We start from the raw sequence: 25,033 nt of genomic DNA on the forward strand, positions 1-25,033 counted from the left end.
TTAATTAATTAATTTGATAATTTTTATAAGTTTTTGCATCTTTTTAAATTATATATTTATACTTTTTATACCGATGATATTATTTAATTAAGTGCAATGTATTGTGCTTAATTGACGATTGCACAAATTATTACAACTCACTTTTAAAGATTCATCATATAAAAAGACGCAATGCTCATAAATAAGCACTGCGTCTTTTCGAAATTATTTAATTCTTATAATTCACCTTATTAATCTTTTTTAACTTCATCTTCCCACCAAAGTGCATCTTTAGGATTTTGAATTACGTCTTCATATTCTTCTTGATTTTCAACGTTTGGATAATTTCCTCTCAATGATTTGTTTGATGTTGATTTAAACATTGTTAAGAAAATGATAAGTCCGATGACGTTAATAAACATCAAATAATATGAAGGTGAAATTTCTTGACCTGTCGTTTGTACTAACATTGATAAAATAAACGGTGTTAAACCACCAAATATTGCAGCACCAATATTATAAACAAGTGACAAGGTACGTAATCTCACTTTTGTATGGAACATACTTGGTAACACCGATGGCATTACGCCTTCAAATGTTGACATGAATAGTGCGATGATAAATAATCCTAAGATAACAACTGGTATCATTGGAATACTCATGAGCCAGAAGGCAAGCACAGAGAATAAACTAAAGCCAATTAAACCAAATAAAATTGTATTCTTATTACCAACTTTATCACTATACCAACCAAAGAAAAATACAGCTGGTATCATCACTAACATCGTGACCGTACTCAGTATAGAACTCATAGTGCCCCCTAAGTTAATGGTTGAGTTTAAGTACGATGGCATAAAGGATAACACCATGTAATTAGCCACATTTAAGAATGCGACACCTGCGAAACAAACGATGATATCTTTCCAATAATATTTAAATATATCTAAATAAGAATATTCTAATTCTTCTTGTTCTTCTAATGTCGATTCATAAGCAGGACTTTCGTCTAATCCTGTACGCAAGAAGATACCTACGATACCTAATGGCGCAGCAAGGATAAATGGAATTCTCCAACCCCAGTCTGCCATTTGTTGATCGCTTAACAATGCATACATCAAACCAGCTAGGGCCGCCGCCATAATACTACCTGCGAGTGTACCAATTTCTAATCCACTACCTAACTTACCACGTGCTTTATCTGGCGATGATTCTGCTATGTAGGTCATCGCACCAGCGTACTCTCCACCAGTTGAAAATGACTGAATCATACGTACTACAAGTAATAGAATTGGCGCCCATATACCAATTTGATCTTGCGTTGGTAGTAACCCAAGCATCAATGTTGAAGCTGCCATAAGTAATATTGTTGATGATAATACAACTTTCCGTCCATATTTGTCCCCTATATGACTGAAGAAGATACCACCAATCGGTCGTACTATAAATGCAAAAGCAAATACAGCAAATGTAGATACAATTTGCATCTCTTGCGGTAAATTACCAAAGAAATTGGCACTTATAACTACCGCTAATTGCGCATATAACCCGAAGTCAAACCACTCAATTGCGTTACCAATACCTGTGGCAACTACACTTTTTTTAGCTTGATCGGAATCTACCCTATTAACTTTTTCTTTTTTAAACTTCACAAAAAAAACACCCCTTAATTTTTGTCTATCAATATAACATAACATAACCTGTGTACAAATTTTTAAACAATTTAGATTTAATGTTCCTTGTATTTTACATTTAAAATGCATAATTACTTATATATCAAAGCGATACAGTGACCTACTTTAATCTCTATATTCATTATAATTCCCATAACATTGGACTTTATGGATTTTAAAATTAATTCAATTAAACAAAAACAGTTTATTTTAAATCACATTATGTTATATAAATACTTTTTACACCCCAAAAATCATTCTTAAATTAATTTTTCAGAACGCTACATATTGTTTTCTTTGGTATAATAGCCTCATAAAATGAACATATGGAGGCATTCAAATTATGAAACAAATTTACTTTAACCATGATGGTGGTGTAGATGATCTCATTTCATTATTTCTATTAATACAAATGGATGATATAGAGCTTATTGGTGTAAGCGCAATTGGTGCAGATAGTTATATCGAACCAGCAGTAAGTGCATCTCAAAAAATAATTAACCGCTTCTCTGACCAACCAATACATGTTGCCGCTTCAAAAGAGCGCGGTAAACATCCTTTTCCAAAAGATTGGCGTATGCACGCATTTTTTATGGATGCGTTACCTATTTTAAATGAACCATCAAACCAACACTCTTTATTATTAAAGCAACCTGCCTACCAAGATATTATAGTTAAATTACAAGCTCCGTCCCAAAAAGTCACTTTACTTTTTACAGGTCCCTTAACAGATTTAGCCAAAGCTATCACAGTAGAGCCTACTATTGTTCAGAATATCGATTGCCTTGTATGGATGGGGGGTACATTTTTAGATAAAGGTAACGTTGAAGAACCTGAACATGATGGAACAGCTGAATGGAATGCTTTTTGGGATCCCGAAGCTGTGCAAATTGTATTTGATACGAATATCAAAATAGAAATGGTAGCTTTAGAAAGCACGAATCAAGTACCTATGACATGGGATGTTAGACAAGCATGGGCAAACGAACGTCATTATCCTGGTGTAGACTTCTTAGGTGTAAGCTATGCTGCTGTCCCACCATTAACACACTTCCAAACGAATTCCACTTACTTCTTATGGGACGTATTAACAACAGCTTACGTTGGCATGCCTGAACTTGTTCAACAACACAGTGTGAATGTGTCTGTACATACTGAAGGAGCTAGCCAAGGACAAACGTATATTGACGATGTGAATGGTAGACCTATTTCACTAGTAGATCACGTTGAACATGACGCTTTCTTCAAATACATCACTGATTTAGCTAAAAAAGTCATACACTAAAAAGTAAATAATAGTTTTACTCATAAAAAAAAGGGATTTCCAATTTTTTGGAAGATCCCTCTAATCATTAAAATATTTTTAACAGACCTATATTAATAACTATCCGGAGTTAAATATTGTTTATCGATGACATCTTTAGTAATTGTTTCTAAACGTTCTTTCGTAACATCATTTTCGTCATCATAGCTTAGTGCGTGGCGTTTTGCTAACTTATCATCGTATCTTTTAAGTGGATACATTTTAAAACTATGTCGTGTGTTGTCATCAAGTGGATTGGCTATTTCATAATGCGTAATTAAAGACTGCCATTTAACATTTTTAATCGTTACGCCCTTGGGCAATTTCTCAATATTAAAACGAATATTACCTCCTAATACATTACTTTCATCACCTGTACTTTGCCCATTCAAAAAATTTCCCAGGGAATAAGCTATTAGCGTCTTATGATTGTCTTTTCCTTTTACCCATTCTATAGGTTGAATGACGTGAGGATGTGTCCCAATTACAACATCTACGCCTGCATTTGCAAATACTTCAGCATATTTATTCTGTTTACGCGTTGGTTCATGTTTGCCTTCACTTCCCCAATGTGCCGACACAATAACCGCATCACTTTGTGTTTTAGCTTTCGCTACATCTTCTTTAATCTGAGCTTCATCAAAATAATTGATATGATACGGTTTTTCAGGAGAAATATCATTTGTGCCATATGTATAACTTAATATTGCAACTTTGATTCCATTTCTCTCAACAACAGGTATATGATCTCTCGCTTTTTGTGAATTAAACGCGCCAGTATATAAGATATCGTCAAATTGTTTCCATAAATTTATCTCATTCCGCAATCCATCGGTTCCTTGATCAAGCGTATGGTTATTCGAACCGTTAACAATGTCAAATCCCACATCAACGATATCATCCGCTATATCCGTCGGCGTATTAAATTGTTTGAAGCCTGAAAATCCTTTTTCATCTCCACCAATTGGTGATTCTTGATTTATATAAGAAATATCTGCAGATTCAATATCTTTTTCTAAGTATTCATACATAGGTTTAAAGTCGAAATTACCATCAACTTGTAACGCATCCTGATAAACTACTGGATGAATTAAATTATCTCCAACTGCATAAAATGAAACTTTATCTACTAATTGCTTTTGGTCATGCAAGCATAATCCACTAAAAAATATAAAAACAGTAAATAACATTGTCATCATTATTCTATATTTCCACATAGCTTCCCCCCTTTGACCATTTCAAATAAGTTTCACTTTACATATATTAATTCTATTATAATTAAATATCTCAAAATATTATAGAGGATTTACAATATACTCAAACTTCCTTAACAATATAATAAGAGCTTAGGTAAAATCTCTGTTTGTATGAGTTCTTCATAGTGATTGAATTCGTAGAATTCTGTTTCTAGAATTGTTTCAACAATTTGATTAACTGCATGTGCGATATCATTGTTAGGAATCAAAATTTCAGTTTCCATTGGTAGTGTTAACTGAGTCATATTATAAGTTTTATACATAAGACACCTCGTTTTAAAGTTATGTTAGAGTAACTTTATTATACGAAAGTGGCTAATTTTTTTATAAATTTATATAATTGTACCGATTTTATAAAGCTCTGACGCCTAGGGGAATAGTATGAGTCTGTAAAACAAATAATATCTCAACTCTATTGCTATATTGGCAGTAGATGACTGAAGTGAAAGCGCGTATAATATTAAGCTTGTTTCACTTCTAGTCATCTTTGCCGGGGTGGGACGACGAAATCTTATTAGAAAAATTAGATTTCTGTCCCACTCCCATACCCCAGGCAAGCATGCGCTTTCAAAATCGGAATATTTTAACATAGAAAAGCAGCAATCCATTAGAAACTAATAGATTGCTGCTTTTAATTTGAGAATGGGATATTTATGTCTCAGCCCCAATTGGATTCAGCTTATAATATTATACGTGCTTAGTAATTGTTTCTGCTGGTAAACGATATGAACCATGAGCAGGATTTTTTGCTTTTCCTATTGCTATAATCATAACAGGTTCATAACGTTCTGAATCGATATCAAAGGCTGCGGCTATTTGATCACTTTCAAATCCACCTATTGGATTCGTATCATAACCATAAGCTCTGGCAACTAACATGAATTGCATAGCAGCTAGACTACTATCAATTTTTATAATATCGTTCATTTCAGTTTTTTCTAAACTTCTATAGAAAGGTAATACTTTCCCAAGTAATTCATCTTTCACATCTTCGGGCATTAATCCTTGCTTGACAGCGTTATTATAGATTTCCTCACCGTATTCATGACTTTGCATATCCCCAAAGATAACTACCATTGCGGACGAAGAATCATTTTGACGTGTATTAAAGCGTATAAGCGGGCGTAATTTATCTTTACCTTCTTCACTCTCTACAACTAAAAAGCGCCATGGTTGCATATTGACTGATGATGGTGCCTTTGTTGCTTTTTGAATCATTTCATCCATCTCTGAGGTTGATATTTTGACTTGCTCATCAAAAAGTTTTACAGATTTTCTATTCATTACTATATCTTCAAAGTCGTTATTAATCATTATTCATTTCTCCTTAACTATTTTTAACAAAAACAAATTATACTCAATTTATTTCAAGTTACAAATCATCTGTTTGAGAATGAAATGAATACCAACGAGAACTTAAATAATCATTAACAATACTTCATCAAAAACTTAATATAAGGATACACTTTTCCAAAAAATCTATTATACTCTTTTTAATTAAATGCAATTCATCCACTTAAACTTCACGAGTGCAAAATCGTAAATTACTCTAATCTGTTATTTGCATAGACATAGTTATATTTCTATCACAGAAACCCATTTTTTCGTATAATTTTTTAGCAAAATTATTCGCAAAAACATTCAGCCTTACTTCTTTGATATTTTTCGCTTTAAAATACTCGCCGACAAATTGTATTAATTCTTCAGCGACCCCGTGCCTTCTATATTCATCAAATACATACAACTCATATATAAAACCATACTCTTCTTGAATAAAATAATCTGTTTTGTCATCTATAAGCACGAAACCTTTCATGTGTCCTTCTTCTATTAATACATAATACTCAGCACCTTCATTTATTAATTGTTTTGACGCTGATCTCATCGCATGATCTGATAAGTCAAACTCTGCTGTTATTGCTTCTTTAAACACGGTCGGTACCGTTTCATTGATTATTTTCAACTCTTCTTGGTTTGCTTTTCTAATTGTCATCATTACGCACCCTTTCTGCAACACACTTGCTTTGTAAATACTTACAATCATTGTTATATCACTTTACAATTCAAATAATTTTTATTACTTTGACAATACCCTAAATCAAAATAATTTAATTTCAAGGCTTTGCAAAATAAAAACTTTATTATTCAAAAAATTTAATATCCATATAATTCTTCTTAACTACTGTATATATTGAATTTTTATAGTAAAATAGGATAGTGACTTTATCTATATACCATTAATTACAGGCGACTTCACTATATTATCAAGAAGGTTTTTGCAATATACAAAGACCTATTTTTTATAGTGAATACTGTACATGATACAATGGATGCTTTACAATCAACAGATCATCTGATGATTGATTACCATTGTTTCTTAATAGAGCATTTAAATAACTTACAAAGCTATAATCAATAGCCGAAAATATTATAAAAAGTTCGATATATTCTACCTTATATCAAAATATAAAGAGAAAATTTTAAAAAAAGAGGGAATAAATAATGAAGTCCATATCTGTCATAGTGACTTATTACAACTCAGAAGACTATATAGAAAGTTGTTTAACTAGTCTTAAAAAACAAAGATTTCAAGATTTCGAGTTAATTTTAGTTAATGATGGTTCAACTGATAATTCAAAAACAATTGCAACACAAAGTATTGCAAATTGGGATATACCAATAAAAGAAATTGATTTACAACAAAATACAGGTCATGCACATGCAAGAAATATTGCCATGCAAGAAGTAGATGCACCATATTTTATATTCATTGATTCAGATGATTATTTAGCTTCTTATGCACTTGCATTTTATATGAAAAAAATAAATCAATTTGATGCACTTATTTCACCAATACATTCATTTACACTGGATATACCACAATATATAGACCAAGACTTAGTGCGTGTGGAATATTTAGATACAAAAACTAAATCAAATCAATTTTTACGCAAAAATTCAGCGTGTAATATTGTCTTTAAAACCGCTATCGCACGTGGGCATAATCTACAGTTCAATGAAGGATTAGATGTCTTTATTGACTGGTCATTCATATTAGATTTTATAAAATATTCAAATGGTTTTGTACGTGTGAGTCGCTTCCCATTTTATATCAAAGGCGAAGTTTACGACCCATTCTTAAAACCAAGATTATCTAAGCAAGATTTCGGTATTGTCTTCAATGATTATGTTTATAGTTTTTCAGATTCTATTCAACGTGCGCCTTTAAAGGAAAACAAGCGTTTCATAAAAAATAAAATGAAAAGTTTATTTAAATATTCGTTTGAACCTTCATTAAGAAAAACACCTGAAAGATACGAACAAAATAGTGAGTTATTACCAAGCGTAACGAGAAAACTATTTCCTACAATTTTCAAAAATGAAAAATCTTTATTTATCGCAGAAGCGCTCATGCTTATGTTTAATAAGAGAAAATCAGCATTTAAAATTAATCAGTTTAGAAATAAAGCTAGATTAGCTAAAAATGTTGTTTTACGTAGAAAAAATAAACATCGTGCGCTTTATCAATTAACTGATTCTGAAGATAAAGTAAATCCAAAAACAATCGTATTTGAAGCTTTTGGTGGTAAAAATTACAGCGATAGTCCTAAATATGTTTATGAATATATGATGAAACATCATCCAAATTATGAATTTATATGGGTATTAAAAAAGCCTAACAGCGTACAAATACCAGGGCCTGCAAAAAAAGTTAGAAAGAATTCTAAAGCATACTACGATGCTTATTCTAGAGCAAAATACTGGGTATCAAATGCTAGGCTCCCACTGTTTCTAAATAAAAAACCTAACCAAGTCTATATCCAAACTTGGCATGGTACACCATTAAAACGCTTAGCAAACGATATGAAGGTCATTCGTATGCCTGGAACAACAACAGATCGTTATAAACGCAATTTCAGAGAAGAAACAAATCGTTGGGATTATCTCGTTTCACCAAATGCTTATTCATCAAAAATATTTGAAACAGCGTTCTGGATGAGTCCAGAACAAATTCTCGAAATTGGTTATCCTAGAAATGACGTTTTAGTTAATCGCTCACAAGACGAAGCATATCTTCAAGAAATCAAAGAAAATTTAAATTTACCCGAAGATAAGAAAGTAATTATGTATGCTCCTACATGGAGAGATGACGAATTTGTTAAAAAAGGTAAATACTTGTTTGATTTGAAAATTGACTTAGATAACTTACATGAGCAATTAGGTGATGAATATGTAATTTTATTAAGAATGCATTATTTAATTTCTAATGCTCTTGATTTAAGGGGTTATGAAGAGTTTGCAATTGATGTTTCAAATTACAGTGACATCTCTGAATTATACTTAATTTCAGATTGTTTAATCACGGATTATTCATCAGTCATGTTTGATTACGGCGTACTAAAAAGACCGCAATTCTTTTTCGCTTATGATTTAGATAAATATGGTCAAGATTTACGTGGTTTCTATCTTGATTATCATAAAGATTTACCAGGTCCAATTTATCAAGATGCTTATAAATTAGCTGATGATTTGAAAAATTTAGACCAAGTAAAAGTAGATTACAAAGATAAAATCGACACTTTCTATAATGATTTTTGTTCATTAGAAGATGGTAAATCGTCTAAAGCAATTTCTGATTTAATTACTGGTCGACAAGACAAGTAGTTCTTAGATAAATGTTTCAGCTCTTGTATTCCATTTTAAATTAGCCTTGTGGGGCGGAAATAAGCAATCAAATTTCAAATTTTGATTGCTTATTTCCGCCCCTATTTTCATTTAATTTTTGAGCTAATAACTGCCAAGCTTTGTGATAATTATCATCTAATTGTACAGGTTTAAAACCAAACTCAAGATACATATTGATGGCTTTATAACTAATCGTTTGTGAAGTTAAATAAGCTTTATCATGATATAACGCTAAAATATTCATGGCTGCACTAAGTAATGGTTTAGATAACTTTTTTCCTTGATATGGTGGTATAATACCCACCCAATGAATCCTCCCCATCATTTGAGTATCATCACCTAAATAGCCATACCACGCAGTTGTCGTACCCACAACTTCTCGCTGTTCATTTTCAATGAAGATACAACGTTGTTCCATCTCTGTTACATGATTCCCAAATTCTTTATTAAACCTCTCTAATGCCATTTCCTCAGTTGTAAACTCACCTGCTAGCGTTTCTATATAAGCCCATAATTTTTCATCGCCTTTACGGAATTTCCTAATGACAAAACCTTTAGGCACATCATACTGTGGTATGTCGTCTAACTGGGTTCTCATCATTTGTACTTTAATATTTTCCATCCTGCCACACCCCACATCTTTAAATTTGTTATATCAACTTATATTTATAATAGCCTTATTCCCATCATAAAAACACATATTACAACTTCAAATAAAAATTTATATATTATGCACATTATAAATTTATGAAAAACATAAAAAAACTGCCAACCAAAAAATCATACATTTTTGGTGACAGTGAAAATATCTATACTTATCTAGGATGTTATTCAAATCTATACTTCCTTATTTTGAAACACCTATCGTATTCAACAATACAATACCTATGAGTATAAACACGATTGCTATAATACCTGTGAGATTTAGATTTTCATTAAATAAAACAACTGCGAGTACTGTACTCAATATTAATCCCAAACCAGCCCAAGTGGCATAACTTAAGCCTAATGGTAGATATTTCATAGCTAAACTAAAAAAATAAAAGCAAATAATAAATGAGACAGTTGCTGATAAACTTGGGTATAATTTACTAAAGCCTTCAGAAGCCTTGAGTGAAACGGTTCCTGTTACTTCAGTAATAATAGCAATCACTAAATATAAATAAGCCATAATACTCCTTTCCTAAATCGAAGCACTTGGAAAGTTAATCGTTTTTATATTAACCTTTTTAACAATCGCTCTACTTCTATTTAATCAATATCAAAGTCTTTTTTACTATTGTAGCAATTGTTCACTTTGCCATTTCCAACTCTAAAATAGTATCACTTTAACACCTACAAATAATAAGAAACTGGTGAAAATCATTGAATTTATGACTTCACCAGTTGTTATTTCAAATTATATATTTGTTCATTTCTTTTATTTTACTGTTCCTGCATCTTTGTCATGTACACCATGACGATAGAAATCGATATATTCTGGTTCCATAGGTTTTTTACCACGGATAATGTCTGATGCTTTTTCTGCCATCATTAATACAGGTGAGTGGATATTTCCGTTTGTAGTACGTGGCATTACAGATGCATCTACAACACGTAAGTTTTCCATACCATGTACTTTGAATGTTTCAGGATCAACAACTGACATTTCGTCTGATGCTGGTCCCATTCTACAGCTACATGATGGGTGTAATGCAGTTTCGCCGTCACGTTTTACCCATTCAATGATTTCTTCATCTGTTTGTACTTCAGGTCCTGGAGAAATTTCTCCACCATTAAATGGATCTAATGATTTTTGAGACAAGATGTTTCTAGCTACTTTGATTGCTTCAACCCATTCACGTTTATCTTCTTCTGTAGATAAGTAATTAAATACGAAATCTGGTTTTTCAAATGGATCTTTAGACTTAATCTTCAAGTAACCACGAGAGTTAGAATACATTGGTCCTACGTGTACTTGGTAACCATGAGCATGTGGTGCTTTCGTACCATCGTATCTTACCGCGATTGGCAAGAAGTGGAACATTAAGTTTGGATAATCTACATCATCATTTGAACGTACAAATCCGCCACCTTCGAAGTGGTTAGATGCTGCTGCACCTTTACGACCTAAAATCCATTGTAAGCCAATGAATGGCATTTTCAATTTGTTAAGGCTAGGTTGCATTGAAACGGGTTGTTTACATGCATGTTGCACGTATACTTCTAAATGGTCTTCAAAGTTTTCCCCAACACCTGGTAAATGTAGACGAGGTTCAACACCAACTGAACGTAGGTGTTCTGTATCACCAATACCAGATAATTGTAATAATTGTGGAGAGTTAATTGCGCCACCAGATAAAATAACTTCTTTCGCATTCACTGTATGTTCTTTACCATTCTTCTTGAATGTTACACCAGTTACTTTATTACCTTCAAAATTTAATTTAGTTACAAACGCACGTGTTTGCACATCTAAGTTTTTACGTTTCATAGCTGGATGTAAGTAAGCTCTTGATGCTGAAACACGTCTACCGTTATGCACTTGGCTATCAAAAGGACCAAATCCTTCTTGACGGAAACCATTAACGTCTGGTGTTTTATTATAACCAGCGTCAACACCAGCATTGAAAAACGCTTGGAATAACGGGTTTTTAGCAGGTCCACGTCTTAATTTAATTGGACCGTGGTGACCACGATACTGATCATCTTTAGTAGAACCAAATGTTGTTTCCAAACGTTTAAAGTATGGTAAACAATGCGCATAATCCCATGATTCCATGCCTTTTGGTTGTGCCCATTTTTCATAATCCATTGGGTTACCACGTTGGTAAATCATACCGTTAATGGAACTTGAACCACCTAATACTTTACCACGCGCATGTCCAACTTTACGTCCACCCATATGTGGTTCTGCATTTGTTTCATAAATCCAGTCATATAGTTTATTCCCTGCTGGATACATTAATGCTGCTGGCATTTGAATTAATAAATCCCAAGAATAGTCACTACGTCCAGCTTCTAATACAAGTACATCTTTAGATGCATCTTCACTTAAACGGCCACCAAGTACCGAACCGGCACTGCCACCACCAATAATGATATAATCATACGATTTTTTCATTTTTGATAAAACCTCCTAAATTTTTAATTATTAATATTTTGTATTTGTGTGTAAATTACCTATTGTTTACCAAACCAATTTACTGGCTCTGGGTTCGTATTACGTAGAATATGTTTCTCAACTTGATATTCTGCTAAACCTTCTTTACCAAGTTCTCTACCAATGCCTGATTGTTTATAACCGCCCCATGGTGCTTGTGCAAAGTATGGATGGAAGTCATTAATCCAAACCGTACCCATTTTCAATTTATTAACAACACGTTCAGCTTTACCGATATCTGAAGTGAATACGCCACCTGCTAAACCATAAATTGAATCATTTGCTAGTTCGATTGCTTCTGCTTCTGTTGAAAAGCCTTCAATTGTTACAACTGGACCAAACACTTCTTCTTGTACAATACGCATTGAAGTATCACAATCTGTAATGACAGTTGGTTCAAAAAAGAAACCATCTTGTAAGTCTTCACGTTCTGGTCTTTTACCGCCAATCGCAATTGTTGCGTTTTCCGATTTTGCAACTTCCATATATTTTTCGATTTTTTCTCTGTGCTCAGCTGAAATAACTGGACCCATTTCGGTTTCTGGATTAAATCCATCACCTAATTTAATATTTTTAATTCTTTCAATTAATGCTGCTTCAAATTTATCTTTGATATCGTTGTGTACTAAGATTCTTGCCCCAGCAGAACATACTTGTCCTGCATGGAAAAACCCACCATTCAAAGCTTGATCGACTGCAAGATCAAAATCAGCATCATCGAAAATAATATTAGGATTTTTACCACCAAGCTCTAATGCAACATTCGTTACGTGATTAGCAGCTTGTTTCATAATATGTTTTCCTGTTTGAATACCACCTGTGAAAGATACTAAGTCTACTTCTTTATGCGATGATAACGGCTCTCCTACTTCTGAACCTTTACCTAAGACTAAGTTAATTACACCTTTAGGGAACCCCACTTCCGCCATCAATTCAAATACACGAATTGTTGTTAGCGGTGTGATTTCACTCGGCTTCATAACAAGCGTACAGCCTGTAACTAATGCTGGAGCAATCTTCCATGAAGCTTGTAGTAAAGGATAGTTCCAAGGTGTGATTTGTGTGACAACGCCTACTGGTTCTTTTATCACTTTACTTTCAGTATTAGGGATTGGTGAATCTATTATTTCGCCACCATCTTTATCTGCTAAACCAGCAAAATAATTAAATACATTCGCAATGTCGTCCATGTCCGCATAAGATTCTTCTAATGTTTTACCTGTATCTAATGTTTCAAGTCTTGCTAATTCTTCACGGTGTTCAACGATTAAGTCAGCAATTGCGCCAACTTTTTTGCCTCTAGATTCACTTGTTTCTTGAGACCATTCGCTACCTTCAAATGCATTTCTCGCAGCTAAAATGGCACGTTCACTATCTTCCGAAGTACCTTCTGCGACTTCAAAAATGACTTCTTGATTATATGGATTAATAATTTTTCTTGTTTCTTCGTTCGAGCTATTTACCCACTCACCATCAATATATTGACGACGAGATAATTGATTTAAAAGTTCCATGAAAATTACCTCCGTTAAGTTTGTTAAATTTTTATTTAACGAATTTTACAAGCTTTATGTTAGCATAGTAATTGAAAGGGTGTCAAACGAGTTTAGTTATAAGCTGATTAGGGATTTGTATAATTATAAAAATGTAATTATTTTGCATTACTTAATCATCAATATCTTAAATTCGTATAAAAAATTATCGGAGGTGTACATCGTGGTACATTCAAACAACCCTGATAAGCAATTGGATGAAGCAAAAGACATCGTTATCAATGCAATTGGTGAAACGATGGACTTATACGGGATTAACAGAAGTGTAGGTAATTTATTTGGTACTATGCTCTTTGAAGACAGCATGACATTAGATGAAATGCGTGAACAACTACAAATGAGCAAACCTAGCATGAGTGCTGGAGTAAAAAGGCTCCAAGAATTCGATCTTGTCAAACAACAGTTTACACGCGGCAGTAGAAAACAACATTTCATTGCTGAAAAAGACTTTTTCAATTTCTTTAGTAACTTCTTTACCCGCAAATGGAAAAGAGAAATTGTAATTAACTCTGAGGCTGTTTATGATTCAGTAGCTATACTTGATAAGGTCATCAACGACAAAAATGCTGATGCAGCGACTAAGACAGAAGCTAGCGAAGTCAAAGCACAATTAATCGATACATTACCCTACTATGATTGGTTAGATAATTTAGGCCAAGCAATCGAAAGTGGAGAAATATTTAAATACTTCCCAATTCCCGAAAATAAGAAATAACACTTATTTCAATGCTTCAAGAGAAGTTTTACAACTATAAAAATGGCAGTTAGATTCTTTCTTAGAAATCTAGCTGTCATTTTTTATTTTCAGATACATCTTCATTATTAAGTTCAATATATTCATTGAAAAATCAGTGTGAAATACGTATTTAAAATTCCTGATACGTCACAATACATTTCCATCTCCACTACCAAAAAAGCAGTGAAGCAATCTAATGTCATAGATACTCCACTGCTTTTTTATATGTTTTTATCTATAAGTTGTCGTCATTTTTCTTTTCTCTCACTTGTGTAATTCTCAGTGAGCGTCTTTCTACTTCTTTATATTTATCCGCACGACGCTCAAGTTTGAGTCGATCCTCATTTAATGTCCGTAAGAAGGAAATCATCATCATGACGAAGACAATGAGTACTGGCACACTAGCAAGTAAGGAAGCTGTTTTTAACACTTCCAATGATCGCTCACCACCAACTAGCATTAATGCAAATGGTAATAAACATAATGCGAATGCCCAATATAAACGGTTTGCTTTTAAAGGTTCTCCAACCACTTTTTTCTGAGATGCTGCTGCTAAAATATAAGATCCAGAATCAAAAGTCGTTGCTAAGAACAGTACCGCAGAAATCAAGAATAAAATAATAACTAAATTAGGGAATGGTAATTGATGCAACACTTCAATTATAGTTGCTTCTGTACCATGTGTGTTTAAATTCTGAACAACATCAAACGCTCCAGTTATTTGTAAGTAAACTGCATAGTTACCGAAAATACCAAAGAACAACATACAGCCTAAAGTACCGTATATTATCGTACCTAGAACGACTTCTTTCATAGTTCGCCCTTTAGAAATTCGAGCAATAAACAACCCTATAAACGGTGCATATACAATCCACCATGACCAATAGAATATTGTCCAATCTTGTGGGAAGTTCGTTTCCTTACGTCCACCGATACCTCCGAATGGTTCTATCCATGTCGCCATTTGGAAGAAGTTTTTTACCATATTACCCATACCTGTTATTGTTGTTTCCATAATAAACACAGTTGGACCAACAATCAGTACAAATCCGAGTAAAACAAATGACAAAATAACGTTCCCGTCACTTAATACTTTTATACCTTTTTTCAATCCAGAATAAGAACTGTATGCAAAAAGTGCAGTTATGATAAATAGAATCGCACCACGCATGACCATACTATCTCCGTCTAAACCGGTTAATCTTTCTATACCTGCTGTAATCATCGGTACGCCAAGTGCGAGTGATGTTGCAGCGCCTCCAAGTAAACCGAAGATAAATATAATATCAGTAACTTGTCCAATAAAACCATCTGTCTGACTTTTTAAGATAGGTCGTAACGTTTGGCTGATTTTAAACACTGGTTTTTTCTTCACGAATATAAGATAACCAATACATAACGCTGGCAGTACGAATGTTGCCCAAGCGATAGGACCCCAGTGGAACATGCCATACATTGTAGCGTAGTTTAAAGCACTATCCGTCATTCCTTTACCACCGTGTGGCGGGTCTTGATAGTAAAAGGCCCATTCAATAACGCCCCAATATAAAATATCTGAAGCAATACCAGCACAGAACAGCATTGCTGCCCAACTAAAATTATTGAATTCAGGTTTATCTGTAGATTTACCTAATGTCACATTTCCATATTTTCCAAATGCAATGTACAAAACAAATATTAAAATTGCCAATCCAATAAATAAATATACTGAACCAATTGTACTTACCACAGCTTCATTCATTTTCGTAATAATATCTTGACTGGCCTTTGGAAAAACCATCATAGGAATTACTGCAATTAATAAAATTACGGAAGACCCTATAAAGGTCGTCCAATCCATTACTTTATTCTTTTTCAATTGTTGAACACCCCTCATAGTAAATTTGTATGTAAAATTACCGCTAATAAATTTAATGAATTAGCAAGAACTATTTAATTATTCACAAACATGAGCCTAACGAATTTTAAATAATAATGCAAATTACATTCAAACGAGTTATTTGTAAAAGATGAATAATTATATAAAAACACCAATTAATTTGAATATTAAAATTGCTACAAGCACAGTGTTAAGTTTAAACTTAACGAAATTAATGAATCTTACAAACTTAACTAACTGTATTTTTATACACATAATATGAATATATATTCTATTTTATTTTTTTATTTTATTTATGTATTTGGTGATTTTTCACAAAAAAATCGTTTAATTTTTACATTGCTTGGTTTTTGTTAATATTAGTGAAAAGCATAAAATAATTATAAATATAAATGTCTTTAAATTACGTCATATTAAAATGACTTCGAGTTTAAATTAATGGCATTCAAAACTAAAAAGGTATAGTGAATCGCGTACAAAAAAGTGTCGACAAAATCCGAGACTTTGTCGACACTCATAATCTATTTTTTTAATTTTAATTTCATCTTCCTATATACCAATTATTGTTATCGAATATTAATATTTTGCAGCATCAGATGATGGATGTAAAATTAACTCTACATCTTTGTCCGATAATTCATAATCGTAAAATTTTTGATAATATGATTTAATCTCATCTTTCATATTATATTTAAATTTATCAGGATGGTTATGTTGTGCCATCCATTTCAACATTAATGGAGCATCGCCATTTGGTGGGAACCAACGATAAATACCTAAAGGTACCTTATAAACTTCTTTGTCTTTCACTGCCTTCACTTGGCTCCAATCTTGACCATCCGTTTTATTTTCAATCAAATCTTCTGGTTGTGTTTCAGTGAAATTAGTAATATAGATTTTATCCGGATTCCATTTATAAATTTGTTCCATATTGACTTCTTTTTGTCCTTCTACGCCATCTTCTCCAACTATATCAACTCCGCCAGTTGCTTTAATCCATTTTTCACTATGGAAATTTGATCCAGCTACAACGATAGAATTATCTGAGTGCTGATGTAGAAATAAAACTTTGGGTTTCTTTGATTTTTTTGTGTCTTTTAAGCTTTCATCAATCATTTTTTGAGATTTTTCACCCTCTTGCATAAAATTATCAGTTCTCTCACTTGTTTTACCACCTTTGATTTCTGAAGTTATTTCTAACCAACTGTTAAATGTAGTCAATGGATCATCATCTTCATCATTTACAGTATCAAGACCAATTGTAGGTATACCACTTTCTGCAACTTTATCTAAGGTTTTCTTTTCAGATGCAAGTTCAAAGTAGACATCTGGATTGATTTTAGATAATTCTTCTATATTTATATCACCGTTTTTAACAAATTCAGTAGATGTTTTTTTAATATCAGGAGATATTTTAGCTAGCATTGAATTTTCTGCAGCATTGTAGGCATTTGGATGTAATCCTTTTATTTCTTTAGTAGAATTCGTCCCTACAAACCAAGCAGAAAAATAAGGCAGTATGCCCCCTACTACAATACTATCCGGATCTTTTTTAATCTTCACTTCACGGTTTGTTTGATCGGTAACAAGTTTTTCCTCTTTCGTTAATTCTTTATCTTCTGAATTACTCGCTGTATTGTTTGAACTGCATGCAGTAAGTAATGTAGCTGATAATACAATCCCAGATAGGATACTATATTTTCTATTCATTGCTGATCTCCTGTTCATATCTATTTTCTAAACTAAGTCAAAATAGCCTAGTGTAATTTATAAGTACTAGACCTATATGCATCCATAAAAATTGATTAAATACTTCCAATAGCATTCAAAGTCTATATTTATGCATATTTATCTATATATAAACCATTCTAATGATAATGATAATCAATTTCAATATGTATTTTAATTATCTTACTTTTAATTGAAAGTATTCTATAATATAGAAGGAATAATAAAGTCTTGAATAAAGAGGGTTTGAAAATGGATAAAAAACAAATTGTAAATTATTGGGATAAACGTGCCGAGTCTTTTAGTAAAGATAAACAGGCCGAATTAGAAAGTAGTCATGCAACAGCTTGGTTGAAAGAGATAGAAGCAATTACTCGATTAAGAGATGGTTTAAAAGTCTTAGACATAGGTACAGGTGCTGGTTTTCTAGCAATCATATGTGCACAACAAGGCGCTGAAGTATCAGGTATTGATCTTGCTCCTGATATGATTCAATCTGCAAAACAGAATGCACAACAATTAAATCAAAATATACAATTTAAAGTCATGGATGCAGAACATCTAAATTATGAAAATGAAACTTTTGATGTCGTTATCGCTCGAAATGTGACATGGTTAATGCCTAACACACAAGCTACTTACAAAGAGTGGTTACGTGTGTTAAAACCAAATGGTCATCTTATTAATATAGATGGTAACTATGGCAAAGATTCCTTTATTAATTACGGGGATATCTCAACAGATCACGCACATAACACACTGGGAGATGAGATGTTGCAGGAAAGCGAAATCATCAAACAAAGCATACCTATTAATCATCAATCAAGACCACGATATGACATAAACATCTTAAAACAGTTAGGATATCAAAACATTCATCTTGATACTGGTGTTTATGCTCGAGTATATAAAGAACAAGATGCTTTTTATAATCCAACACCTATATTTTTAATATCAGTCTCTAAACCTATGACCTAGTTTAATGTACATTTTTTTATATTAGATAGAATATTTATTATATTTTAGTATCTTAAGTGCCTTGAACTTGCGTTATGCTTCAATTTTTATCATACTAAAAGAGAATACAGTAAAAGGAGTGGTAAGAATGAATAAAGAACAATTTGATAAAGTGAAAAATGGTAAAGGTTTCATTGCTGCATTAGATCAAAGTGGTGGTAGTACACCAAAAGCGCTTAAAGATTACGGCGTTACTGAAGATCAATACGATAGCGAAGATGAAATGTTCAAACTCGTTCATGACATGCGTACACGTATTGTATCATCACCTTCATTCAGTGCTGATAAAATTATTGGTGCAATTCTTTTCGAACAAACGATGGATCGCGAAGTAGACGGTAAACATACTGGAGATTACTTAGCAGATAAAGGCGTTGTTCCCTTCTTAAAAGTTGATAAAGGTTTAGACGAACAAAAAGATGGCGTTCAATTAATGAAACCTATGCCAGATTTAGATGCTTTATTAAGTCGTGCCAATGAACACAAAATTTTTGGTACGAAAATGCGTTCTAATATTTTAGAACTAAACAAAGATGGTATTGATTTAGTGGTAAAACAACAATTTGATGTTGCTAAACAAATTATCTCTGCTGGATTAGTTCCAATCATTGAACCAGAAGTTAATATTAATGCTGAAAATAAAGCAGAAATTGAAGCATATTTAGCTGACTCAATCTTAGAAGAACTAAACAAATTAAACGATGATCAACTTGTGATGTTAAAACTATCTATCCCTACAAAAGCTAACCAATACCAAACACTTATTGACCATGCTAATGTTGTACGTGTTGTTGCACTATCAGGTGGATACAGTAGAGAACATGCAAACGAAGTCCTTAAACAAAACAAAGATTTAATTGCTAGCTTCTCACGTGCACTTATTAATGATTTAAATGTAAATCAATCAGATGAAGAATTTGATAAAATCTTAGGTGAAACAATCGAATCTATTTATGACGCTTCAGTCAATAAAGCCTAAATAAATAATTCCTACACATTATTTATTTCCCAGGAAAATCAGAGCGCTTGAGATTTGAATACCTCAGTAAACTAATAAAAGCAGTTTTCTACTCAAAATGTAGAAAACTGCTTTTTTCATGATTAGGTTTTTTTATTTGTACATAGAGGTACTTTTTTCGTAACAACAAACACCTAAAACACATATTTTTTGTATGCGTCCTACTAGAATGTGAGGTGATTTGAGATTATAAGTTCATGAAGTTCCTATGGTATGTAATCAGCAATAACATCCTAATTACCTTCATCAATTTCAGGATAAACAATGTATCCATCATCTTCTATAATCGGCAAAGCACCCCATTGTCCTAATTCATGCTGTTGCTGAATAATTTGTTGTTCGTTATCAAGCATAATATGATGTACAGACCATTTGTGAGCAGTTAGCCAATTACTCACAATTAATCTATGACATCGCGCTGGATGAGGTTCTGAACACATGTATGCTACACGTTTTGAATCCCCTAACACTTCTAATGCATTGATTCCTTCTTGAAAATCTTTCGTCAAAGTATAATCAGCGTAATTATGGAAAGACTCATTATTCCATGCTTCATTTATTGTTCTACCTACACTTTCAGAGGCTTTTCTTCTACCACCTAACAACGTATTATATTGATATTCAATGTTTGCTTCAGTGAGCCATTTTCTCATATTCTCTTCATTAAATTGAGGATTGCGTTTACTCCCTCTATACGCACGTACATCCACAATGACCTCTATATTAAATTGTTGAAGCATATCTATAAATTGCTGTTCCGAATGATTCGCGTGACCTATCGTATATATTTCCGACATTCTAATCCCCCTAACCGTTGAAACATCTTGTATTTATACTATATAACCTAATTAAATTTTTATAATCTCAACTATTTAATTTTGCGATATATTGACTATAAACTAATTCTTAAAATATACTAGCCATCATTGAAAAATATCTGTATACTAAATTTAATTTATAAAATAACTTTATTTAAAGATTAAGGGGACAAAAATGAAGAATTATTTACATAGGTGGGTCATAGAAGCACTCAGTTTTATGGCTTTAGGATTATTCGGATCGTTAATTATCGGGTTAATTTTGGATACAATAGGTAGTCAAACATTACTACCTCAATTAGACTTAACATTTTTAACTGAAATAGGTAAGGTTGCCATGTCTGTGACAGGTGCAGCGATAGGTGTTGCAATTGCATATGGATTAGGTGCAAAACCACTCGTTGTTTTTTCTTGTGTCATTGTAGGAACATTGGGGTATACCACTTTTGAAGGTGGTCCTGTGGGGGCATATATTGCTACTTTAATCGTAGTTGAACTGAGTAGATTATATGCAGGAAAAACAAAAATCGATATTATTATAACGCCCTTACTAACAATTATTATTGGTGGTTTCATTGCAAAAAGCTTTGGTCCAGCGCTCAATCAATTTATGACTGGCTTAGGCAAAATCATCAACGCTGCTACTGAGCAACAACCATTCATAATGGGGATTCTCGTAGCTGTCATCTTCGGTTTAGCTTTAACGGCGCCTATTTCTAGTGCTGCACTTGCACTTATGCTTGATTTAAGTGGATTAGCTGCCGGAGCGGCGACAATTGGTTGCGCAGCTCAAATGGTTGGATTTGCAGTCAATGGCTTTAAAGACAATGGCTGGGGCGGTATATTATCCGTTGGAATTGGTACAAGCATGTTACAAGTTCCAAATATTATTAAGCACCCTATGATACTCTTACCTCCAACACTTGCGAGTGCAATTGTTGCACCTATCATGACAACATTGTTCCCTATGACGAATAATGCTGCTGGTGCCGGTATGGGAACAAGTGGATTCATCGGTCAAATTATGACTATTAATACGATGGGTGGCTCACTACAAGTTTGGATGTTAATCCTTGTATTCCACATCCTCTTACCTGCAGCTATTAGTTTTTCATTATATAAACTATGTTTAAATAAGCAATGGATTAAACCTGGAGATCAACTTATCCATATCGCTAACTAATTTTTAAATAGTGATAATTGAATCTGACTCATATGTGGAAAAGCGTGCACAAAAAGCAGCCCGAATATAAAATTCGGGCTGCTTTTTGTATTTATCCTATATTAAAATAATATTACCTATCTTCTTGTATTGGTACTTGCTCACTACTCACAACATTTCTCTTTTGTGTAAAATAGAGTACAAATGCAATGAAATACCAAACTAAGACAATCAACCATTCTGATGGCCAAGCCAATGATGATGGCATGCCAGGCAAGTATATGATTAAGAATAACACACTTAATACAATTGCAATTATACCGACTGCTTTACCATTCTTAATACGATAAGGGCGTTCTAACTCTGGCTGTGTTTTACGTAACTTAAGGAATGAAATAGCCACGAGTAAATAACCTAATACAACACCTATACCCCCTGCATTAACAATCCACTGAAGTGCAGGTCTACCTAATAATGGTGCAACAAATGCAAGTACACCTAAGAATAAAATACCGTGTGTAGGTGTTTTAAACTTGGGATGTATATAAGCAAACCATTGAGGAATCATCTTATTTTTGGCCATGGCATATAATATTCTGCTACCACCAATAATGAAAGCATTCCAACTCGTAATAATACCGGCGACACCACCAAGTACTAGCAAGATACCGAAACCACTATGACCGAATAAATTGACCATCGCATCAGCTGTAGCTAAGCTACTTGTCGTCAATGCTTGTGGAGATAGTCCTGTGGATACACCAAAAACAATCAATAAATAAAATATGACTGACGCAATAATAGAAAAAATTAAAATACCACCAATTTTTTTAGCTGGTGCTTTTACTTCTTCAGCTATTTGCGGTATGACGTCAAATCCCACAAATAAGAAAGGAATCATCATTAAGACAGACATTGTACCACCAACACCATTTTCAAATGGTTGTAAATTATTAAAGTTACCATTAAACCCTGCACCAAACACAAGTAGTAATCCTACTCCAACGATAAATATTGTAAACACTGTTTGTATAATCGCTGCTGGCTTAACGCCGAAGTAATTAAGTGACGTTAAGATGATACTTCCTACAGAACCGATGAGTACCCATGTCAGATAAACATCCCATCCTGCGATATTCCACAATAACCCTTGATGCTGAAACGGAATTACATAATCTATCACAGTTGGCAAAGCAACCGCTTCGAATGTTATTACAGAGACATAGCCAAAAAGTACCGACCAGCCGGATATAAAAGCAATCCCCGGAGAAAATGCTTTTTTCACAAAAACAAATCCGCCTCCTGTTTCAGGAATAGCTGCAGCTAACTCTGCATATGTAAGTCCTATCACAATAACTAAAAATCCACCTATTAAAAATGCAATAATACTTCCTACAAAACCTGCTGTTGAAACCCATTCTCCTGATAATACGACCCATCCCCATCCAAGCATGGCGCCGATAGCAAGAAACAAGACATCAACAATACTCATTGATTTATTAAATTCTGATTTCATTGAACATACCCCATATCATTCATCAAATTTCAAAAAGTGATATATTAAGGCTGAAATAACATCTAATTAATTACGATATTTCCAACCTTGCAATCACTTTATTTCCGCACTTTGTTTACGTTTAAATCATTTCATATTGTAATTGTTGAAAATCAAAATTATCTGCTAAGTTTCTATTGATAGATATTTAGTTTCTAAATATGGTTCAATTCCTTCTGTACCGCCTTCTCGACCATAACCACTTTCTTTCAAACCACCAAAAGGTGCGTGTGCTGCAGAAGGGCCACCGTCGTTCCATCCAATGACGCCGTACTCTAATTCATTAAATAATTTCAATCCAGTACGATAATTATTTGTGAAGAAATATGAAGCTAACCCAAATTCAGTATCATTTGCAATGTCTATCACTTCATCTAAATCATCATAGGTCATGATTGGTGCCACAGGTCCAAATGTTTCTTCATGCATCACTTTCATGTTCAAATCTACATTAGAAATTACTACTGGTTTTAAGAAATTGCCACCTAATGCTTGGATCTCTTCTAAACTACGAGATAACTTGCCACCTTTGTCTTGTGCATCCGTAATATGTGTTAACACTTTCTCGACAGCATTGTGATCTATTAGAGGACCTATTTTAACTTCTTCCTCTAAACCATCACCTACTGTGAGTGCATGTACTTTTTCAGTTAGTCTTGCTGTATATTGTTCCGCTATATCTTTATGTACAAAGATACGGTTTGCACATATGCATGTTTGTCCAGCATTTCTGAACTTAGAAGCAATCGTCCCATCAACGGCTGCTTCAATATCTACATCATTATGTACAATAAACGGTGCAAGACCTCCAAGTTCCATCGTTACATTTTTAACTGTTTGTGCTGATTGTTCAATTAATGTTTTACCAACGGCTGTCGATCCAGTAAACGTTATTTTATTAATTTGGCCATGTCCAGTAAATATATCACCCGCATCTTTACCTGATGCAATAATATAAGATATCGCATCTTTCGGAATACCCGCTTCATGTGCAAGTTCTACTAATTTGATTGTAGTTAAAGGTGTCTTCACTGCTGGCTTACAAATGATTGTACATCCTGCTGCTAAAGCTGGTGCCATTTTACGCGTAATCATTGCTGCTGGAAAATTCCAAGGTGTAATTGCTCCAACCACACCAACTGGAAATTTATCTATAACCATTTTCTTAGAAGGTGTATGGGCCGGAATTGTACGTCCATAGACACGTTTCGCTTCTTCTGCATACCATTTCACATAAGAATTCGCATAAGCTACTTCCCCTTGAGCTTCAGCTAAAGGTTTACCACCTTCAAGGGTAATCAGACGTGCAAGTTCATCTTGGTGTTCATCTATAAGTGTAGCCCATTGGTTTAATTTACTAGCACGTTCATGTGCATCTACAACTTTCCATTCTTGAAAAGCTTGATGAGCACGGTTTATCTGTGCATCAATCTCCTCATGCGTCGTGTAATCTAAACGTTCAACTACTTCATTCGTTGCTGGATTATATACTTCTAACTGTTCCATATCCTTCACTCCTTAAAAAACGTTT

At 33.4% G+C, this 25,033-nt stretch carries 19 protein-coding genes and 1 pseudogene; 6 read left to right on the plus strand and 14 right to left on the minus strand.

Going from position 1 to position 25,033, the window contains the following annotated elements; genetic code table 11:
* Positions 1–230: 230 nt before the first annotated feature.
* Entirely contained in the window at positions 231–1,628 is a 1,398-nt protein-coding gene (locus NSR03_RS12110; protein ID WP_002506537.1) for an MFS transporter, read from the minus strand.
* A 364-nt stretch (positions 1,629–1,992) separates the two neighbouring features.
* Between NSR03_RS12110 and NSR03_RS12115 the strand changes: the two genes are divergently transcribed.
* Positions 1,993–2,934 carry a nucleoside hydrolase gene (locus tag NSR03_RS12115; RefSeq protein ID WP_021338863.1) on the plus strand — a complete coding sequence of 314 codons (942 nt, stop codon included), beginning with the start codon at positions 1,993–1,995 and terminating at the stop codon, positions 2,932–2,934.
* Positions 2,935–3,026: 92 nt separating this feature from the next.
* Here NSR03_RS12115 and NSR03_RS12120 read toward each other — a convergent pair whose 3' ends face one another.
* The 4 genes and pseudogenes from NSR03_RS12120 to NSR03_RS12135 all read right to left on the minus strand — a co-directional run bounded on the left by NSR03_RS12120 (position 3,027) and on the right by NSR03_RS12135 (position 6,204).
* On the minus strand, positions 3,027–4,169 hold the full coding sequence (locus tag NSR03_RS12120; RefSeq protein WP_021338864.1) for a CapA family protein: 1,143 nt from the start codon (positions 4,167–4,169) through the stop codon (positions 3,027–3,029).
* Between the two features lie 119 nt (positions 4,170–4,288).
* A pseudogene (locus NSR03_RS12125) lies at positions 4,289–4,471 on the minus strand (IS5/IS1182 family transposase); the annotation flags it as partial.
* 424 nt (positions 4,472–4,895) lie between these two features.
* On the minus strand, positions 4,896–5,522 hold the full coding sequence (locus NSR03_RS12130) for a nitroreductase family protein (RefSeq protein ID WP_002506533.1): 627 nt from the start codon (positions 5,520–5,522) through the stop codon (positions 4,896–4,898).
* Positions 5,523–5,757: 235 nt separating this feature from the next.
* Positions 5,758–6,204, minus strand: a complete 447-nt coding sequence (locus NSR03_RS12135) for a GNAT family N-acetyltransferase (protein WP_230456593.1) — start codon at positions 6,202–6,204, stop codon at positions 5,758–5,760.
* A gap of 506 nt (positions 6,205–6,710) precedes the next feature.
* On the opposite strand from NSR03_RS12135, the gene NSR03_RS12140 reads away from it, so the two are divergent.
* Positions 6,711–8,873 (plus strand): bifunctional glycosyltransferase/CDP-glycerol:glycerophosphate glycerophosphotransferase, encoded by a 2,163-nt coding sequence (locus NSR03_RS12140; protein ID WP_081329718.1) that lies wholly within the window; start codon positions 6,711–6,713, stop codon positions 8,871–8,873.
* 67 nt (positions 8,874–8,940) lie between these two features.
* On the opposite strand, the gene NSR03_RS12145 is transcribed toward NSR03_RS12140, so the two are convergent.
* The 4 genes from NSR03_RS12145 to betB form a co-directional block, all read right to left on the minus strand.
* Positions 8,941–9,516, minus strand: a complete 576-nt coding sequence (locus tag NSR03_RS12145) for a GNAT family N-acetyltransferase (RefSeq protein WP_002506529.1) — start codon at positions 9,514–9,516, stop codon at positions 8,941–8,943.
* A 225-nt stretch (positions 9,517–9,741) separates the two neighbouring features.
* Positions 9,742–10,065: a DMT family transporter gene (locus NSR03_RS12150; RefSeq protein ID WP_002506528.1), complete on the minus strand. Its 324-nt coding sequence runs from the start codon at positions 10,063–10,065 to the stop codon at positions 9,742–9,744.
* Positions 10,066–10,314: 249 nt separating this feature from the next.
* Complete coding sequence (betA, locus tag NSR03_RS12155; protein WP_002506527.1) at positions 10,315–11,997, minus strand: choline dehydrogenase; 1,683 nt, start codon at positions 11,995–11,997, stop codon at positions 10,315–10,317.
* 59 nt (positions 11,998–12,056) lie between these two features.
* Positions 12,057–13,550, minus strand: a complete 1,494-nt coding sequence (gene betB / locus NSR03_RS12160; protein WP_002506526.1) for a betaine-aldehyde dehydrogenase — start codon at positions 13,548–13,550, stop codon at positions 12,057–12,059.
* A 202-nt stretch (positions 13,551–13,752) separates the two neighbouring features.
* Here betB and cudC point away from each other — a divergent pair, with 202 nt between their 5' ends.
* Positions 13,753–14,304: a choline uptake/conversion transcriptional regulator CudC gene (cudC, locus tag NSR03_RS12165; protein WP_002506525.1), complete on the plus strand. Its 552-nt coding sequence runs from the start codon at positions 13,753–13,755 to the stop codon at positions 14,302–14,304.
* 256 nt (positions 14,305–14,560) lie between these two features.
* On the opposite strand, the gene NSR03_RS12170 is transcribed toward cudC, so the two are convergent.
* Together NSR03_RS12170 and NSR03_RS12175 are read right to left on the minus strand one after the other, a co-directional pair.
* Positions 14,561–16,183, minus strand: a complete 1,623-nt coding sequence (locus NSR03_RS12170; protein ID WP_002506524.1) for a BCCT family transporter — start codon at positions 16,181–16,183, stop codon at positions 14,561–14,563.
* Between the two features lie 597 nt (positions 16,184–16,780).
* Entirely contained in the window at positions 16,781–17,914 is a 1,134-nt protein-coding gene (locus NSR03_RS12175; protein WP_046466019.1) for an ABC transporter substrate-binding protein, read from the minus strand.
* A gap of 270 nt (positions 17,915–18,184) precedes the next feature.
* On the opposite strand from NSR03_RS12175, the gene NSR03_RS12180 reads away from it, so the two are divergent.
* Both NSR03_RS12180 and NSR03_RS12185 read left to right on the plus strand, forming a co-directional pair.
* Positions 18,185–18,910 (plus strand): class I SAM-dependent methyltransferase, encoded by a 726-nt coding sequence (locus NSR03_RS12180; RefSeq protein WP_021338869.1) that lies wholly within the window; start codon positions 18,185–18,187, stop codon positions 18,908–18,910.
* 127 nt (positions 18,911–19,037) lie between these two features.
* Complete coding sequence (locus tag NSR03_RS12185; protein ID WP_002511606.1) at positions 19,038–19,928, plus strand: fructose bisphosphate aldolase; 891 nt, start codon at positions 19,038–19,040, stop codon at positions 19,926–19,928.
* A 272-nt stretch (positions 19,929–20,200) separates the two neighbouring features.
* Here the strand turns inward: NSR03_RS12185 and NSR03_RS12190 are convergent, their stop codons facing one another.
* Positions 20,201–20,764 carry a DUF488 domain-containing protein gene (locus NSR03_RS12190; RefSeq protein WP_002506520.1) on the minus strand — a complete coding sequence of 188 codons (564 nt, stop codon included), beginning with the start codon at positions 20,762–20,764 and terminating at the stop codon, positions 20,201–20,203.
* Between the two features lie 196 nt (positions 20,765–20,960).
* Here NSR03_RS12190 and NSR03_RS12195 point away from each other — a divergent pair, with 196 nt between their 5' ends.
* Positions 20,961–21,968 (plus strand): PTS transporter subunit IIC, encoded by a 1,008-nt coding sequence (locus NSR03_RS12195; protein ID WP_002506519.1) that lies wholly within the window; start codon positions 20,961–20,963, stop codon positions 21,966–21,968.
* A gap of 112 nt (positions 21,969–22,080) precedes the next feature.
* On the opposite strand, the gene NSR03_RS12200 is transcribed toward NSR03_RS12195, so the two are convergent.
* Positions 22,081–23,463: an APC family permease gene (locus tag NSR03_RS12200; RefSeq protein ID WP_002511608.1), complete on the minus strand. Its 1,383-nt coding sequence runs from the start codon at positions 23,461–23,463 to the stop codon at positions 22,081–22,083.
* Between the two features lie 165 nt (positions 23,464–23,628).
* The gene (locus NSR03_RS12205; RefSeq protein ID WP_046466021.1) at positions 23,629–25,008 is read right to left on the minus strand and encodes an NAD-dependent succinate-semialdehyde dehydrogenase; all 1,380 of its coding nucleotides are present in this window, start codon (positions 25,006–25,008) and stop codon (positions 23,629–23,631) included.
* Between the last annotated feature and the right edge of the window lie 25 nt (positions 25,009–25,033).

The organism is Staphylococcus sp. FSL W8-1207, assembly GCF_038003745.1.
Taxonomy (GTDB): Bacteria; Bacillota; Bacilli; order Staphylococcales; family Staphylococcaceae; genus Staphylococcus; species Staphylococcus equorum.

Coding starts and splice junctions, on each gene's coding strand:
- NSR03_RS12120 (WP_021338864.1), bottom strand. CDS start 4,169: ATGTGGAAATATAGAATAATGATGACAATGTTATTTACTGTTTTTATA.
- NSR03_RS12205 (WP_046466021.1), bottom strand. CDS start 25,008: ATGGAACAGTTAGAAGTATATAATCCAGCAACGAATGAAGTAGTTGAA.
- betA (WP_002506527.1), bottom strand. CDS start 11,997: ATGAAAAAATCGTATGATTATATCATTATTGGTGGTGGCAGTGCCGGT.
- NSR03_RS12140 (WP_081329718.1), top strand. CDS start 6,711: ATGAAGTCCATATCTGTCATAGTGACTTATTACAACTCAGAAGACTAT.
- NSR03_RS12175 (WP_046466019.1), bottom strand. CDS start 17,914: ATGAATAGAAAATATAGTATCCTATCTGGGATTGTATTATCAGCTACA.
- NSR03_RS12130 (WP_002506533.1), bottom strand. CDS start 5,522: ATGATTAATAACGACTTTGAAGATATAGTAATGAATAGAAAATCTGTA.
- NSR03_RS12185 (WP_002511606.1), top strand. CDS start 19,038: ATGAATAAAGAACAATTTGATAAAGTGAAAAATGGTAAAGGTTTCATT.
- NSR03_RS12115 (WP_021338863.1), top strand. CDS start 1,993: ATGAAACAAATTTACTTTAACCATGATGGTGGTGTAGATGATCTCATT.
- NSR03_RS12190 (WP_002506520.1), bottom strand. CDS start 20,764: ATGTCGGAAATATATACGATAGGTCACGCGAATCATTCGGAACAGCAA.
- NSR03_RS12150 (WP_002506528.1), bottom strand. CDS start 10,065: ATGGCTTATTTATATTTAGTGATTGCTATTATTACTGAAGTAACAGGA.
- NSR03_RS12195 (WP_002506519.1), top strand. CDS start 20,961: ATGAAGAATTATTTACATAGGTGGGTCATAGAAGCACTCAGTTTTATG.
- betB (WP_002506526.1), bottom strand. CDS start 13,550: ATGGAACTTTTAAATCAATTATCTCGTCGTCAATATATTGATGGTGAG.
- NSR03_RS12180 (WP_021338869.1), top strand. CDS start 18,185: ATGGATAAAAAACAAATTGTAAATTATTGGGATAAACGTGCCGAGTCT.
- NSR03_RS12135 (WP_230456593.1), bottom strand. CDS start 6,204: ATGATGACAATTAGAAAAGCAAACCAAGAAGAGTTGAAAATAATCAAT.
- NSR03_RS12200 (WP_002511608.1), bottom strand. CDS start 23,463: ATGAAATCAGAATTTAATAAATCAATGAGTATTGTTGATGTCTTGTTT.
- NSR03_RS12145 (WP_002506529.1), bottom strand. CDS start 9,516: ATGGAAAATATTAAAGTACAAATGATGAGAACCCAGTTAGACGACATA.